Consider the following 15039-nt stretch of genomic DNA (forward strand, 5'->3'; position numbering starts at 1 on the left):
ATGTCCGACATGAGTTCGCCCTCGGCCATCGACAAGACGTTGATGGTGCTGGATGCCGTCTTGGAGCACTCGCGGTTCACCGACGTGGTGAACGCGACCGGCCTGGCCAAGTCGACCGTGCACCGGATCATGGCGTCGCTCGTCGAGCACGAGTTCGTCGCCCAGGCTGACGACGGGTCGTACCACCCGGGCCCGAAGGCGCTCCGGCTGGCCGGGCACGCGCTGACGAACGTCGACCTGGCCACGGTCGCCCGTCCGGTGCTCGCGGACCTGGTCGCGCAGACGCGCTGCACGGTGCACGTCGGACTGCTCAACGGTGACGAGGCGATCTACGTCGCGCGCCTCGACGGGCCGAAGCCGTACCGGATGCCGTCGCGGGTCGGCAAGGCGATCTGGCTGCACTGCACCGGCATCGGCAAGGCCCTGCTCGCGGAGAAGGACGACGAGTCGCTCGACGTCCACATCACCCGGACCGGCCTGCCTGCTCGGACGCCGCTGACGCACACGTCGGCCGCCGCGCTGAAGGCGGATCTCGCGCAGACCAGGGCCCGCGGGTACGCGCTCGACGACGAGGAGAACGAGCCGGGCATCCGCTGCGTCGCGGCCGTCATCCACGACCACACCGGCGCCGCGATCGCCGCGGTCAGCATCTCCACGCTGTCCCTCGAACAGTCGATCGCCCAGGTCGCCCTGATGGCCCCCGCCGCGATCGAGGCCGCCCGCAAGATCTCCGCGGCCCTCGGCTACCGCGAACCCACCAACTGACGCGCACCTGCCGCCCAGCGGACGATCGGGACGAACAGCGCGCCGACGACGGCGAACCAGACGCCGAGGATGATCCAGCCGGGCACCCCCAGTCCGAGCGGCAACAGAGCGAGCACCGTCGGAGCGACCATGGTGCTGATCGACATGCTCGTGTTCCAGACGCCCTGGTACTGGCCTTGGGCGTGCCCCGGCGCCAGGTCGAAGCTGAGCAGGAACGAGCCCGAGGACTGCAGCAGCTCGGCGATCACCTGGACCAGGGCGCCGGCGGCGAGCAGGCCGACCGCGACCGCGGCGTTGCCCCAGGTCGCGCCGGCGAGCAGGACCATCGATGCCAGCAGCAACAATCCGGCGGTCCGGCTGGCCCGGGCGGCGGTGGGCGGATCGGCGATTCCGCGCGACGAGCGGACCTGGAACAGCGAGACCACCACGGTGTTGATGATCAGCAGCAGCGCGACCGTCCAGCGCGGCGCCTCGGTGTGGTCGACCACCCAGAGCGGGATCGCGACGTCGAGGACGGCGAAATGGATGCTCATACCCGCGTTCAGCGCGGCGACCGCGAGGTAGCCGCGGTCGCGCAGCGCGATCCACACCGGCCCGCCGTCGTCGTGCGGCTGCGGCGCCACCCGCGGCACCGCGAGCACGACGAACGCCGCGATGCTGGTCAGGACGGCGTCGAGCACGAACATCAGCCGGTACGCCGTACCGGTGTCGAAGTGCAGCGCGAACGCGCCGACGCCCGCCCCGGCCATGATCCCGATGTTCGTGACCGCGCGCAGGTACGCGCGCGCCGCGACCCGTCCGGCACCGTGGGTGACCGCGGCGATCAGCGCCGCGCGGACCGCGCCCGCGCCCCGGTCGATCATCGTCAGCACGATGCTGACGAGCAGGAACTGCCAGAAGGTGTGGACGAACAGGTAGATCAGCGAGAGGCCGCACGCCATCAGGCTCAGCACGACGAACAGCCCGCGCGGACCGCGACGGTCCGCGAGATGACCGAGCGGTACGGCGGAGAGCAGCCCGAACAACCCGGCGACCGTCAGCCCGAGCCCGACCTGCGCGATCGACAGGCCGACGATCCGGGTGAAGTACAGCACGCTGACCGTCATCAGCAGCCCGTTGCCGATCCGGCTGAGCAACGTCGCGGCCGCCAGGGCACGCAGCGGCCCCGCCTCCGGCAAGATGCCCTTCGTCACCGTCGCCGCGGTCATCCTCGGGAGAGGACGCGGTGAGCGGTTTCGCGGAGCTCGTCCATCAGGTCGACGCCGGAATCGAGCATCCGGCGGAGTTTCGCCGGGTCCTGGGCGCCGAACATCTCCGCGATCGTGACCTCGTGGTCGGGGCGGCTGACGATCTCGATCGGGTCGCCGGCGCCGATCGTGCCCTCGCGCAGCACCTTCAGGTACGCGCCGGGGCAATCGGCCTGGTGGAACCGCTTGACCCAGTGCGGCTCCTGCATGCGGTGCTGGAACGTGATGCACGGGATGCGCGGCGCGCGGACCATCACCTCGACGTCGTCGCCGATCCGCCAGACCTCACCGAGCAGCGCGCCGCTGATGTCGACTCCCTCGGTGCGCAGGTTCTCGCCGAACAGGCCGGTCGGGATGTCGCGCCCGAGCTCGGCCGCCCACCAGCGCGCGTCCTCCTCGGCGTACGCGTAGAGGGCCTGGTCGGGGCCGCCGTGGTTCTTGGTGTCGCACACCCGGTCGCCGGCGAGTCCGAGCTCGCCGACACGGACCCGGCCGGACTGCGGCCGCTTGTCGATCGCGGTGAAACCTGTCTCCTTGGGACCCGGGATCAGTTCCTCCACCACATTGACCGTCAGCAGCCGCATACCGGCATCATCTCCCGCGGGAGGCGGGCGGTTCCACTGGTTATGCACGCTGGAGAGACAGTACGGCGATGATCAGCAGCGTCGCCGCAGTCGCCGCGACGCCGATCCAGGCCGCTGCGCCGTACCCGGACTGCCTCGGGAAGACGCCCGTGGTGTGCGCAGCCAGGATCAGACCGCCGAGCGCGCTGCCGGCGGAGAAGCCGACGCTCCGCACGACCGCGTTGACGCTCATCGCGCTGGCTGTTTCACCCTGCGGCGTCGCGGCGAGTATGACGACCGGCATGGCGGCCGAGAACGCGCCGACGCCGAATCCCAGGATGCCGATGGCAACGACCGGGCCGGCGAGGTGTGAGCGCGCGACCGCGAAGAGTACGAACGCCGCCAGCACCACCGCCGTACTTGCCGTCAGCAACAGTCGCGGTCCGAGCCGATCCCGCCAGGCGGGCACCAGACGACCGGCGACGAAGCCGAGGACCGAGAACGGCACGAGGACAAGACCAGCTTGAAAGGAGTCGAGCCCGAAGCCGTATCCGGCCGCGGCGGGCGTCTGCACGTAGCGGGTGATCAGGCTGAACAGCAGGTACATCCCGACGCCGCCGATCAGCATCACCAGGTTGGCCGCCGCGATCGCCGGGTGGCGCAGGAGGCGTACGTCGACCAAGGGCTTGTCGACTCGCGTCTCCAGGAAGGCCCAGCCGGCGAGCACCGCGAGCGCGGCCACCAGGATCGCCAGCGCGAGCGCAACGTGCCGCTGCCACAGGGCGGTCTCGCCGATCACCAGGAGCAGCGCGGGGAGGGCGATCGCGAGCAGGATCGCGCCGCGGACGTCGAGACGGACCGACGGGCGGTCCGGTGCTTGCGGTACGACGAAGAGCGCGGAGGCGAAAGCGGCCGCGGTGACGACGAGGCCGAGGCCGTACGCGGCGCGGACACCGCCGAGGTCCGTGATCAGGCCCGAGAGCGGATAGCCGATGCCGATCCCGACGGTCGAGGCCACGGACAGCGAGGCGATCGTTCGTGCGGCCCGGTGATCGTCCAGATGGTCGCGCGCAACCGCCATCATCAACACGATCAGGCCGAGGCCCGACCCCTGCAACGCACGTCCGGCGAGCAGGAACGCGAAGGGCAGCGGCAGCACCGTCAGCAGGCTTCCCACGACCTCCACGCCCAGCATGGCCAAGATGACGGTACGCCGGCGCGGGCCGGAGCCGAGCCGCCCGAGGACCGGGGTCGCGACCGCCCCGGCCAGCAGTGCGATCGTCAGCGTCCACTGCGCGGCTGCCAGCGAGACGTCGTACTGCTCGGCCACCGCGGTGATCAGCGGAGCGCCGAGGCTCCCGATCACGACGGACAGGATGAGCCCGACGCAGACCAGGAAAGTGGGCAGCACCCGGGGCTTGGCAGTCGCCTGCGTGCTCATCGGTTGGTCTCGGTGGTGATGTGGGTGAACAGGCCGGGCTGGATGCGGGTCCGGGCCTGGTGGGACCACGGCTCGTCCACCTCTGCGAGGTCCAGAGCGGCGCTGGTGTTGAGCAGCATGCCGAAGGCGAGGAACGCCTTCACGGTGACCGGGTCCAACTGCGCGGTGTCCGCGACGGACTGCCACAGCCGGGCGAAGCTCGCCCGTACGGCGTCCCGCACCTCACCGTCGCCCGCGGCCGCCGCGGCCGTGCCTTGCAACTGCAGCAGCAGCGTGGTGCGGTCGGCGAGCATGGCGTTGTACTCCTGTCCCATCGCCGTCAGCGCCTCGATCCCGCTCGCCCCGCCGGCCGCCGCGACCATCGCCAGCCGCATCCGCTCGAACGCGGCGTCCACGCACTCCAGGAACAGCAGCTTCTTGGTCCCGAACAGCCGGAACACGTACGCCTGCGTGATCCCGGCCCGGCGCGCGATCGTCTCGGTCGAGGCGCCGGACAACCCGGCGGCCGCGAACTCCTCCTCGGCGATCCCGAGGATCTGCACCCGCCGCTCCCGCCCGCTCATCCGCGTCGCCATGGCCTCGAAGTTATTAGGTAGTAACTACTAACCACAACCGAATGTCTGCTACCTCACCCCAAGCGGGCGAATCAGTCCTGGACGGCCTTGACGATGGCGATGTTGCGGGTCAGCCAGTCCTGCGGCAGGGATTCGTCGGTCGAGGTGGACTGCAGGGTCCACAGCACGTTGAGCATCTGGCGGACGATCACCCAGGCGCGGGCGCGGTCCTCGTCGAAGCCGGCCGCGTCGACCGCGGTCCAGAACCGCTGCTGTACCGCGAAACGCAGGTCGTGGGCGGCGGCAACCTCGTCCCAGCGGTTCCAGATCAGCGGCGCGACCTCGAAGTGCGGGTCGCCGGACAGCGGCTTCGGGTCGATGACGAGCCATGGTTCACGATCCGCCGCGAGCATGTTCTCGTAGTGCAGATCGGTATGGATCAGCCGCCCGTCGGTCGCGGGGTCGGCGACGAAGTCCTCCGCGAGCGAGATCGCCTGCTCGACGTACCGGTGCGGCACCGGCGCCGACGCGGGCAACTGACGGAATCCCTCGACCCAACGGCGCAACTCCCCGGACAAGGTCCGGTACTGCGGTCCCGCCGGGACATGCAGGCGCTTGTAGGTGCGGCCAACGATCTCGCAGGCGTCCAGGGCGTCGATCGTCGTCAGGTCGCGGGACTCCAGGCGCTCCAGCAGCAGCGCGAACCGCCGCGGGTCCGCGCGCAGCAGCTGGACGGCGCCGTTACCCGCCCAGTCGCGCAGCGCCAGGTGCTCGGTCTCGGCCTCCCAGTGCGGGAACTGCACCTTGAGGACGGCCCGACGCCCTTCGGCGAGCACTGGTACGACGAGGGCGCAGTTGCCGTACGCCGCCGTACCGTCGACCTGCAACCGCCACTCGTCGAGCAGCTCCCGCACCAGCCGCGGAAGCCGATCGAGCCAATCGGCCCAGTCCTGCCCACGAGAAGCGACGACCAGCAGACCGGCCGGGATCTCGACCGGCACCTACTTCTTGCCTGCCTTCTCGGGAGCGTCGGAGGTGCGGAGGGCGGCGATGAAGGCCTCCTGGGGGACCTCGACGCGGCCGACCATCTTCATCCGCTTCTTGCCTTCCTTCTGCTTCTCGAGCAGCTTGCGCTTCCGGGTGATGTCACCGCCGTAGCACTTGGCCAGAACGTCCTTGCGGATCGCCCGGATCGTCTCGCGGGCGATCACCCGGGATCCGATCGCGGCCTGGATCGGCACCTCGAACTGCTGCCGCGGGATCAGCTCCTTGAGCTTGCCGGCCAGCGCGACGCCGTACCCGTAGGCGCTGTCGCGGTGCACGATCGCGGAGAACGCGTCCACGGTCTCGCCGTGCAGCAGGATGTCGACCTTCACCAGCTGCGCGGACTGCTCGCCGGTCGGTTCGTAGTCGAGCGACGCGTAGCCCTTGGTCTTCGACTTCAGCTGGTCGAAGAAGTCGAACACGATTTCCGCCAGCGGCAGCGTGTAGCGCAGCTCGACGCGGTCCTCGGACAGGTAGTCCATGCCCTGCAGCTGCCCGCGCTTCTGCTGGCACAGCTCCATGATCGCGCCGATGTAGTCGCTCGGGCTCAGGATGGTCGCCTTCACGACCGGCTCGTACACCTCGTCGACCTTGCCGTCGGGGTACTCGCTCGGGTTCGTGACCACGTGCTCGGCCCCGTCCTCCATCACCACCCGGTAGACCACGTTCGGCGCGGTCGAGATCAGGTCCAGGTTGAACTCGCGCTCGAGCCGCTCGCGGACGATCTCCATGTGCAGCAGCCCGAGGAAGCCGCAGCGGAACCCGAACCCGAGCGCGCCGGACGTCTCCGGCTCGTACTGCAGGGCGGCGTCGTTCAGCTGGAGCTTGTCGAGCGCGTCGCGCAGCGTCGGGTAGTCGTCGCCGTCGATCGGGTACAGACCGGCGTACACCATCGGCTGCGGGTGCTTGTAGCCGCCGAGGGCCTGGGTCGCGCCGTTCACGTTCGAGGTGACGGTGTCACCGACGCGGGACTGCCGGACGTCCTTCACCCCGGTGATCAGGTAACCGACCTCGCCCACGCCGATACTCTGCGTCTTGAGCGGCTCCGGCGAGATCACGCCGACCTCGAGCATCTCGTGCACCGCGCCGGTCGACATCATCTTGATCCGGTCCCGGTGGTTCAGCTCGCCGTCGACCACCCGGACGTAGGTGACCACTCCGCGGTACGTGTCGTAGACGGAGTCGAAGATCAGGGCACGCGGCGGCGCGTCCTTCACGCCCTTCGGCGGGTCGATCTGCGCGACGATCTCGCTCAGCAGGTCCTCGACGCCCTCGCCGGTCTTCGCCGACACCTTGAGCACGTCGGACGGGTCGCAGCCGATGATGTTCGCCAGCTCGGCGGCGTACTTCTCCGGCTGCGCGCTCGGCAGGTCGATCTTGTTCAGCACCGGGATGATGTGCAGGTCGGCGTTCAGCGCGAGGTACAGGTTCGCCAGGGTCTGGGCCTCGATGCCCTGCGCGGCGTCCACCAGCAGGACGGCGCCCTCGCACGCCTCGAGCGACCGGGAGACCTCATAGGTGAAGTCGACGTGGCCCGGCGTGTCGATCATGTTCAGGATGTACGTCGTGCCGTCCGGGGCGAGCAGGCCGCCCGGGGAGTCCGGGCTCGGCGTGAACGGCAGCCGGACCGCCTGCGACTTGATCGTGATGCCGCGCTCACGCTCGATGTCCATCCGGTCGAGGTACTGCGCCCGCATCGAGCGGTCGTCGACCACTCCGGTGATCTGCAGCATCCGGTCGGCCAGCGTCGACTTGCCGTGGTCGATGTGGGCGATGATGCAGAAGTTCCGGATCAGCGACGGGTCGGTGCGACCCGGCTGCGGCACGTTCGTGGGGCCAGCTGGCACGGAGGGGATCCAGTTCTCGTCTCGTGGTACCTGAATATCCGGTCAATCATCCCATGCGGGTCCAGCGGATTCGAAAATCAGTGGCACCAGGCCGCTAGCGTGGTGAGGCATGGCGCATGCTGCTGGGGTCCGGTTGCCGTTCGAGAAGCTGCCCGCCGCCGTGCGGTCCTGGGTGGAGCGCTCGCTCGGCTCAGTCGTGGTGACGGCCGTCACGCAGCAGGGCGGCTTCTCCCCCGGCGTCGCCGCCCGCCTGGTCACCGCCTCCGGCCGCAGAGCCTTCCTGAAGGCCGTCGGTACGCCGCTGAACCCGAAGACGCCGGAGCTGTTCCGCCTGGAGATCACCGCCGTGCAGGCCATCGGCCCGCTGCCGATGACGCCCCTGCTGTACGACGTGTACGACGACGGCGACTGGGTCGGGCTGCTCTTCGAGGACATCGAGGGCCGGCTGCCCGCCCACCCGTGGGAACAGGCCGCCGCGGATCGGGTGCTGGACGCCCTGGACGAGCTGACCGACGCCCTGGACCCGTCACCGTGGCCGGACGCACCGGTGGCCGCCGTACGGAGTCATGACTTCCTGAGCCGCTGGGAGAACGTGCTGGCCGACGGTCTCGCCGTACCGGAGTGGATGAATGGCCGGGTGGAGGAGTTCGCGGAGCTGTCCCGGTCCGCGATGCGAGTGCTGGCCGAGGGCAAGGCGCTGTCGCACTGGGACCTGCGCGCGGACAACCTCATCCTGACCGACGACCGGGTGGTGTTCATCGACTGGGCGCACCCGGCCCTGGCGCCACGCTGGACCGACACGGTGATCCTGCACGCGGACATGCGGAGCTCGGTGGACGTGCCGGCGCTGCCGGACGACGAGGCGATCACCGGATTCATCGCGGCTATCGCCGGTGGCCTGTGGTGGGGCGCGGCGCAGCCTGCACCGCCCGGTCTGCCGACCATCAGGGCGTGGCAGCGCGAGCAGGCGATCATCCACCTCGACTGGGTGCGGGAACGGATGCAGCGTTTCTGATCGCCACGCGTCTTCAGGGGTGTGACGAATCACGTGGTGAGCATCGGACGCTCGGCACCTGCGCAGGCGGCCGTGTCGGAGCTTTACCAGCAGCACTGGGTCGGACTGGTCCGGCTGGCGGTGCTGATGGTGGACGACCGGCAGGCGGCGGAGGACGTCGTACAGGAGGCTTTTGCCGAGCTGTACCGGCGCTGGCCCCTGCGCGGGCCCGATGCGGCCCTGGGGTACCTGCGGACGGCGGTGGTGAACCGAAGCCGGTCAGTACTGCGAAGACGCAAGGTTGCGCGGCTCTACATCCCGCCCCACCAGGCGCCGAACGCATCCGCCGAGAGCGCCGCCGTACTGAGCGAAGAGCGCTCCCAGGTGCAGCAGGCGCTCCAAGGACTGCCGCGCCGCACGCGTGAGGTCCTCGTTCTGCGGTACTACCTGGATCTCGCGTTCGCCGAGATCGCCCAGATTCTCGGGATCAGCGAGTCGTCCGCCCGTGCCACGTCGTCGCGCGGCCTCGCCGTCCTGACCGAACGCCTCGAGGAACTCCGATGACCGACACCGAGACGCGCCTGCGCGACTACCTGCACACCCAGGCCGCCACCGTCCCCGACGATGCCCAGGGCCCCGGCCTGGACGAACCCCGACAGCGCCGGCACTGGCCGGTCCTCACCGCCGCCGCGGGAATCGCCCTGATCGTCGTCCTCACTGTGACCTTCCTGACCCGGACGGGGCCGGACCGCTCGATCCCGGTGCCTGCCGGACCGCCGCCCGGCCCGGTCTCGCACGCCGCGCCCGAGGTGCCGTACACGCTGGCCGGTGACCGCGCGAAGCTGACCTCCGAGCTGAAGGACTTCACGCTGCACGACGGCGACCGGACGGTCCGTGTGCCGAAGGGCGTCGGCGGCTTCTTCGGCCGGGTAGACGACGGCTGGCTAGGGATGAACATGCCTGCGGGCGGCGGTTCCCAGGCGGGCATCCTGAAGCCGGACGGGACCTTCCGCCCCCTCGGACCGGAGCGGATCGAGCTGGTCACGCTGTCGCCCGACCGCCGCCAGATCGCGGTCATCCACTACCTCGACGACCCCAAGGGCGAGATCGTCGTCGTCGACGTCGAGTCCGGTCGCGAGGTGTCGCGCAGCCCGGTACTGCCGACCCGGCCGTCCCAGCTCGGCTGGAACCGGAACGGGATCTGGTTCCGGGTCGACGAGCTGGGCGATCCCACCAAACGCACCGAGTACGGGCTGTACGGCTGGCGCCCGAAGTCTCATCAGGTCGCCCGGATCACCTTCCCCGGGTACGACGGCGGCCTGGCGGTACCCGCTGCGTCCGACGTCGTCGGGCTGACGACCAGGCGCGGCAACAACCGTTGCCTGAAGGCAGGTGTGCTGCGCGACGGGAAGTTCGAGCTGCGGCGCGAGTACTGCGATGTCGCGGCCGCCGCGTCGTACCCGGTGATGTCCCCTGACGGGACGACCATCGTGAGCAGCGACGTCAAGCTCGCCATCGACATCGCGTCGGGCAAGCGCACGAAGCTCCGGATGCCTGCCGACGCGGAGGTGGTCTCGTGGCCGGAGCCGGTCTTCGAGAACGCGAGTCAGGTTCTGCTGGTCACGCGGCCGCCGGGCAATCAGCGACTGCCTGTGCCGCAGCAGATCTACCGGTGTGACGTGCGGAGCGGCGAGTGCGTCGTCGTACTGAAGACGACCGGGGCGACGCTGAACAAGCCCTAGACCTGGCTAGGGGCGGCCCGTTTCCGGACCGCCCCTAGCGCGTGTCAGCTGTCCACGCGGACGATGGTTGAGCCGGAGCCGTTGGCTCCGTCGGTGAAGCGGAGCTGGCCCAGGTACTTCGTGCCGGCGGCCAGGCCGGTCCAACTGGCTGTGACGTTCGTCTGACCGGCGACCGTGACCGGCTGGCTGGCCGGTGTGGCCGTCAGGTTGCCCTCGGCCTTCTGCAGCTCCCAGTGGTCGAGCTTCACCTGCTGCTCGTTCGCCCCGGCGTACAGGTCGACGTACACATCCACCTGGCCGCCTGCGGGCTGCAGAATGCTCACCTGCTCCTCGGCGGAGCCCCCGGTGCTGCTGCCGAGCAGGGTCGTCGTACCAGCCTTGTAGACGAACACGTCCAGGTCAGTGCCTGCCGGGTAGTCCGCGTCGAACGTGGAGAACCTGGCGTACGTCGTACCCGCCGGGACATTGACCGTGAACTTGGCGACATGGTCGTTGGCCTTCGGCGCGGTCGTCGGGAACGACACACCACCCGGGTTCTTCAACGCCGCCTCGTTGACCGTGGCCGGGGTCAGACCCACCGCGGTGGTCGCGAGCGTCCCGGTGTACCCGGCCGTGACCGGGACCTGCACGGAGCCGTCGGTGCCGGTGCCGTTGACCTGGACCGGTGCCTTGACCGTCAACGGCTTGATCGCCAGCGTGCTGGCCACGGAGTGCTTCGCCGACTTCCAGATCAGCCGGCCGAACGAGTACTGCTCGAGCGGCGCGCCGTTGTTCTCGATGGTGACCTTGTACGTCGTGGTGCGGCCCGGGAGCGTGACGAGGATCCGCGGGGTCACGGTCACCTTGAGCCCGGTCAGGCCTTCGACCTTCGGGAAGTAGACCTCCGGGACGCTGCCGACGTTCGTCACGGTCCGGGTCACGGTCTGCTTGCCGGCCAGGTCGCCGATCGCAATCGTCGGGTAGTTGAGGTCGCTCAGGTCGATCTTGCCGTTCGCGCACAGCTCGTGCGTGCTCGGCACCTGCCCGGAACCGCAGACGAACTTCGTCCAGTCGGTGTACGTCGAGTCGTAGACCAGCCCCGGGTCCATCCCGAGCTTCGGCTGCACCTGCCCCGCGCCGTACCCGAACGGGTTCGCCTGCGAGCCGGAGTCGTTCTGGATCGGCTTGCCGCCGGCGTCCTTGTCGGTGGCGGTCGTCATCAGCGCGGACTTGATCGCCATCGGGGACCAGGTCGGGTGCTTGCTCTTCAGCACGGCCGCGATACCGGCGATGTGCGGCGTCGACATCGACGTACCGCTCATGAACGCGTACTCGCCACCGGCCGCGCTGAACGCGGTCGTCGCGGCCAGGACGTTCGTGCCGGGCGCCATGATGTCGGGCTTGAGCAGGTCACCGTTGCCGGCCGGGGACGGACCGCGGCTGGAGGAGGCGGCGACCTTCGGCGCGTTCACACGGACCGGCGTACCCGGACCGATGGTCGCGGTCGGGTTCGCGGTGCCGCTGACGTACGCCTTCACCGCGGGCGCGGCCTTGTCGTCCAGGTGGACGGTCGGCACCGAGTGCAGATCGGCGTCCAGCGTGCCCGGGGTGATGTTCAGCAGGATCATGCCGACACCGCCGGCGTTCTTCACCTGCAGGCTCTTGTCGACTCGGGCGTTCACGCCGCGGTCGCAGACCACGATCTTGCCCGTCACCTTCGCCGGGTCGAGCGTGCCCGCCTGGCAGAGCGTGAGGTTGGTCGGGTCGGCGCCCGCGAGGCCGGCGTCCTTGGCCAGCACCACCGGCACCGACGGCGTACCGGAACCGATACCCGCGCCGGTGTAGGACTTGCCGTCCCCGAGCGTCACGGTGGTCTGGATGTCGCGGTCATGGGTGCCGTTGGCAACCGACGTGACCCAGGGGTAGGTCTTGCCGACGGTCGCGTCGCCCGGACCGGTGTTCCCGGCACTGGTCGCCACGAACACACCCGCCTTGGCCGCCCGCAGGAACGCGAGTCCGGTCGCGTTCACGTACGTCGACCCGCTGCCGGAGATCGAGTAGTTGATGACGTCGACGCCGTCGGAGACCGCGGCATCGATCGCGGCCACGATGTCGGCGTCCGTACCGCTGCCGCCGCCGGTCGCGTCGACCGCCCACAGCGCCTTGTAGATCGCCAGGCGGGCGTGCGGCGCCATACCGGAGCCCTTGCCGTAGTCGCGACCAAGGACGCTCATCTCGACGCCGTAGTTGCCGGCCGCGGTGCTGGCGGTGTGGGTGCCGTGGCCGCCGTAGTCGCGCGGCGACTTGAACTCCTCCGGGATCGGGCGGGTGCCGATGCCCTTGTCGAAGTACCGGGCGCCGATCACCTTGTTGTTGCAGGTGACGGGCGCCTCCTCACCGGCCTGGCAGGTGCCCTTCCACTTCTTCGCGACGATCGCGTCGGATGCTTTTGTGGTCTGCATGGGCGCGAAGCTCGCCCGCTCCGGGACGAAACCGGAGTCGATCATGCCGATGATGACGCCGTCGCCGGCCTTGTCGATCCCGCCCGCCTGCTGCCAGGCGCCGCCCTTGCCGGACAGGCCGAGGAAGCGCGGCGTGTCGACGGTGTCCGCGTGCTGGATCTCGCTCGGCTCCACGCTCTTCACGCCGGACGACTTGGCCAGCTTGACCGCGTCGTCGTACGACATCTCGGCGGAGAATCCGGCGTACGTGTAGCTGTAGTCGTAGAGCTTCTTGACGTTCGGGACGGTCTTGAGCACCACGTCGCGCTCGGAGGCGAGGTGCTTGACGTAGTCGACGACCGGCGCGGCCGTCTTCAGCAGCTTGCCGCCTGGAACGACCCGGGTCGCGGCGAGACCGGCGATGTCGCCGTCGTACTCCGCGACCGGGGAGTCGTCGAGCTGGACGATGTACGAACCGGTACCGGAGCGCTTGACGTCCGGGTCGGCCGGCGTCGCTGCCGGCTGGCTGGCGTTCGCCGAGCTCACCAGCACCGGCACGCCGGCACAGGCGGCGATCAGTGCGGTGGCGACGACGATCGCCGGTCGTTTGCGGGTCACGAAGTTCCTCCAGGCTGGACGGAGCGATGGCGGAGCCCTGGGCTCGCGGGGCCCTGAGTATGCCGGTCGGGTGTCGCCGGTGTCACGCATGCCGACGCAGGTACAAGGGAAAACCCCTGATCAGGCAGCGGGCGTCGAATCCGACAAGAACCAGGAAGAGAACGGCCGCGCCCGCGATCAGCAGAATCCGCCGGCCGCGAGTCGACGGCGAGCCGTCGATGCGCATCAACTTGCCGTCGATCACGGACAGTAGTCGGACGGGCGAGGGGTCCGCTGCTTCGGCGGAAGTAGGCCGGTTTGGCTGCGGGCGGGGCTTCTTGGTAATCTAGCTCTTCGCGTGCCCACGGGTGGTGTACAGCCGTGCGCGCAACACCATCCTGTATTGACCGCACACACCTGATCGAGGCTCTGCTCCGTGGCGAACATCAAGTCCCAGATCAAGCGCAACCGCCAGAACGAGGCTGCGCGACTTCGCAACAAGTCCGTGAAGTCGACCCTCAAGACGGCTGTTCGCCGCTTCCACGAGGCCGTCGAGGCCGGCGAGGCCGAGAAGGCCAACGAGACCGCCCGCAAGGCCGGTCGCCTGCTCGACAAGGCCGTCAGCAAGGGCGTCATTCACGCCAACCAGGCGGCGAACCGCAAGTCGGCCATCTTCAAGAAGGCCGCTTCTCTCTGACGCCGGGGCCGCTCCTGCGGCCCACCGAACGATCGGCCCGTCCGCAGGACCGGCCGATCGTTTTTGCGTGTCCGCACACCTCCTGATCCGCATCGCCTGAGTCGTTGATCGGAGTGCCATGAGAATCGTCGTCATCGGTGGCAGTGGTCATATCGGCACCTTCCTCGTCCCGCGGCTCGTCCGCGCCGGCCACGAGGTCGTCAACATCAGCCGCGGCGCGCGGACGGCGTACACCGCTGCTCCGGAATGGCAGCAGGTCCGTGCCGTGCTCGCCGACCGGCAGCAGGAGGACCGCGACGGCACGTTCGGCGACCGGGTCGCCGAGTTGCGCGCCGACGTCGTCGTCGACCTGATCTGCTTCACGCTCGAATCGGCCAGCGCGCTGGTCGGCCGGCTCCGCGGCGAGACCGGGCATCTCCTGCACTGCGGATCCATCTGGCGGTACGGTCCGAGCCGCAAGCTCCCGATCGCCGAAGACAGCGATTCCGCCGGGCCGCCCTTCGACGAGTACGGCATCGCGAAGGACCAGATCGCGCGGATGCTGAAGGAGGAGACCACCTCCGGTGGGCTCGTCACCACCTCGCTGCACCCCGGCCACATCGTCGGCCCGGGCTGGCACCCGACCGGGCCGCTCGGCAACCTCGACCCCTCCGTCTGGCACACGCTGTCAGCCGGCGAGCCCCTGCGGGTCCCCGGCAGCGGCGCCGAACTCATGCACCACGTCCACGCCGACGACGTGGCCCACGCGTTCCAGCAAGCCATCGACCACCGCGACACGGCCGCCGGCGAGGACTACAACATCGTCGCCCCGACCGCGCTGACGGTCCGCGGCTACGCCGAGATCGCCGCCGGCTGGTTCGGCCGGACGGCCACCCTCGAATCCGTCACCTGGGACGAGTTCCGCCGCTACACCACGCCCGACCACGCCGACTCCAGCTGGGGCCACCTCCACCGCAGCCAGTGCTTCACCATCGAGAAAGCCAAGACCCAGTTGGCCTACGCTCCCCGCTACGAGCCGGAAGCCGCCATCCACGAATCCATCCACTGGCTCGCCACCCACACCCAACTCCCCCTCGCCAACCCTCTGTCCGTCTGACCTCGGCGGGCGCTGGTTCGGGGGCGCTTGGG

14 protein-coding genes are annotated in these 15039 nt (G+C 69.5%); 6 read left to right on the forward strand and 8 right to left on the reverse strand.

What is annotated here, in order from left to right; genetic code table 11:
* The first annotated feature begins 9 nt into the window (after positions 1–9).
* On the forward strand, positions 10–765 hold the full coding sequence (locus tag AB0L64_RS26840; RefSeq protein WP_359942054.1) for an IclR family transcriptional regulator: 756 nt from the start codon (positions 10–12) through the stop codon (positions 763–765).
* On the opposite strand, the gene AB0L64_RS26845 is transcribed toward AB0L64_RS26840, so the two are convergent.
* The 6 genes from AB0L64_RS26845 to lepA form a co-directional block, all read right to left on the reverse strand.
* Positions 744–1973, reverse strand: coding sequence for an MFS transporter (locus AB0L64_RS26845; RefSeq protein WP_363714325.1), 1230 nt, complete (start codon positions 1971–1973; stop codon positions 744–746). The two genes, AB0L64_RS26840 and AB0L64_RS26845, sit on opposite strands and share 22 nt — an antisense overlap.
* Positions 1970–2596, reverse strand: coding sequence for an MOSC domain-containing protein (locus AB0L64_RS26850; protein ID WP_363714327.1), 627 nt, complete (start codon positions 2594–2596; stop codon positions 1970–1972). Before AB0L64_RS26850 ends, AB0L64_RS26845 begins: the two co-directional genes overlap by 4 nt.
* Positions 2597–2636: 40 nt before the next feature.
* Entirely contained in the window at positions 2637–4016 is a 1380-nt protein-coding gene (locus tag AB0L64_RS26855; protein WP_363714329.1) for an MFS transporter, read from the reverse strand.
* Positions 4013–4591: a TetR/AcrR family transcriptional regulator gene (locus tag AB0L64_RS26860; protein WP_363714331.1), complete on the reverse strand. Its 579-nt coding sequence runs from the start codon at positions 4589–4591 to the stop codon at positions 4013–4015. The genes AB0L64_RS26855 and AB0L64_RS26860 overlap by 4 nt, the downstream gene beginning before the upstream one ends.
* Before the next feature lie 71 nt (positions 4592–4662).
* The gene (locus tag AB0L64_RS26865) at positions 4663–5571 is read right to left on the reverse strand and encodes an aminoglycoside phosphotransferase family protein (protein ID WP_363714333.1); all 909 of its coding nucleotides are present in this window, start codon (positions 5569–5571) and stop codon (positions 4663–4665) included.
* Positions 5572–7461, reverse strand: coding sequence for a translation elongation factor 4 (gene lepA, locus AB0L64_RS26870; protein WP_363714335.1), 1890 nt, complete (start codon positions 7459–7461; stop codon positions 5572–5574).
* A gap of 109 nt (positions 7462–7570) precedes the next feature.
* Between lepA and AB0L64_RS26875 the strand changes: the two genes are divergently transcribed.
* From AB0L64_RS26875 to AB0L64_RS26885, 3 genes are read left to right on the forward strand one after another with little or no spacing between them, the layout of a single operon-like run.
* A complete protein-coding gene (locus tag AB0L64_RS26875) occupies positions 7571–8476 on the forward strand; it encodes a hypothetical protein (RefSeq protein ID WP_363714337.1) in 906 nt (301 codons plus the stop codon).
* A 36-nt stretch (positions 8477–8512) separates the two neighbouring features.
* Complete coding sequence (locus AB0L64_RS26880) at positions 8513–9019, forward strand: SigE family RNA polymerase sigma factor (RefSeq protein WP_363714339.1); 507 nt, start codon at positions 8513–8515, stop codon at positions 9017–9019.
* On the forward strand, positions 9016–10197 hold the full coding sequence (locus AB0L64_RS26885; protein ID WP_363714341.1) for a hypothetical protein: 1182 nt from the start codon (positions 9016–9018) through the stop codon (positions 10195–10197). Before AB0L64_RS26880 ends, AB0L64_RS26885 begins: the two co-directional genes overlap by 4 nt.
* A gap of 44 nt (positions 10198–10241) precedes the next feature.
* On the opposite strand, the gene AB0L64_RS26890 is transcribed toward AB0L64_RS26885, so the two are convergent.
* Both AB0L64_RS26890 and AB0L64_RS26895 read right to left on the reverse strand, forming a co-directional pair.
* Positions 10242–13235 (reverse strand): S8 family serine peptidase, encoded by a 2994-nt coding sequence (locus AB0L64_RS26890; RefSeq protein ID WP_363714343.1) that lies wholly within the window; start codon positions 13233–13235, stop codon positions 10242–10244.
* Positions 13236–13317: 82 nt separating this feature from the next.
* Positions 13318–13479: a hypothetical protein gene (locus tag AB0L64_RS26895; protein WP_363714345.1), complete on the reverse strand. Its 162-nt coding sequence runs from the start codon at positions 13477–13479 to the stop codon at positions 13318–13320.
* 171 nt (positions 13480–13650) lie between these two features.
* Here AB0L64_RS26895 and rpsT point away from each other — a divergent pair, with 171 nt between their 5' ends.
* Both rpsT and AB0L64_RS26905 read left to right on the forward strand, forming a co-directional pair.
* Positions 13651–13911, forward strand: a complete 261-nt coding sequence (rpsT, locus tag AB0L64_RS26900; protein WP_141859325.1) for a 30S ribosomal protein S20 — start codon at positions 13651–13653, stop codon at positions 13909–13911.
* A gap of 118 nt (positions 13912–14029) precedes the next feature.
* Positions 14030–15007 carry an NAD-dependent epimerase/dehydratase family protein gene (locus AB0L64_RS26905; RefSeq protein ID WP_363714347.1) on the forward strand — a complete coding sequence of 326 codons (978 nt, stop codon included), beginning with the start codon at positions 14030–14032 and terminating at the stop codon, positions 15005–15007.
* Positions 15008–15039: the final 32 nt, after the last annotated feature.

It is taken from the genome of Kribbella sp. NPDC051936 (genome assembly GCF_040680955.1).
Classification (GTDB): Bacteria; Actinomycetota; Actinomycetes; order Propionibacteriales; family Kribbellaceae; genus Kribbella.

What these genes read in the sequence shown, in the direction of transcription:
- AB0L64_RS26845 (WP_363714325.1), bottom strand. Translation starts at nt 1,973, where the DNA reads ATGACCGCGGCGACGGTGACGAAGGGCATCTTGCCGGAGGCGGGGCCG.
- AB0L64_RS26850 (WP_363714327.1), bottom strand. Translation starts at nt 2,596, where the DNA reads ATGCGGCTGCTGACGGTCAATGTGGTGGAGGAACTGATCCCGGGTCCC.
- AB0L64_RS26860 (WP_363714331.1), bottom strand. Translation starts at nt 4,591, where the DNA reads ATGGCGACGCGGATGAGCGGGCGGGAGCGGCGGGTGCAGATCCTCGGG.
- AB0L64_RS26855 (WP_363714329.1), bottom strand. Translation starts at nt 4,016, where the DNA reads ATGAGCACGCAGGCGACTGCCAAGCCCCGGGTGCTGCCCACTTTCCTG.
- AB0L64_RS26875 (WP_363714337.1), top strand. Translation starts at nt 7,571, where the DNA reads ATGGCGCATGCTGCTGGGGTCCGGTTGCCGTTCGAGAAGCTGCCCGCC.
- AB0L64_RS26885 (WP_363714341.1), top strand. Translation starts at nt 9,016, where the DNA reads ATGACCGACACCGAGACGCGCCTGCGCGACTACCTGCACACCCAGGCC.
- AB0L64_RS26905 (WP_363714347.1), top strand. Translation starts at nt 14,030, where the DNA reads ATGAGAATCGTCGTCATCGGTGGCAGTGGTCATATCGGCACCTTCCTC.
- AB0L64_RS26840 (WP_359942054.1), top strand. Translation starts at nt 10, where the DNA reads ATGAGTTCGCCCTCGGCCATCGACAAGACGTTGATGGTGCTGGATGCC.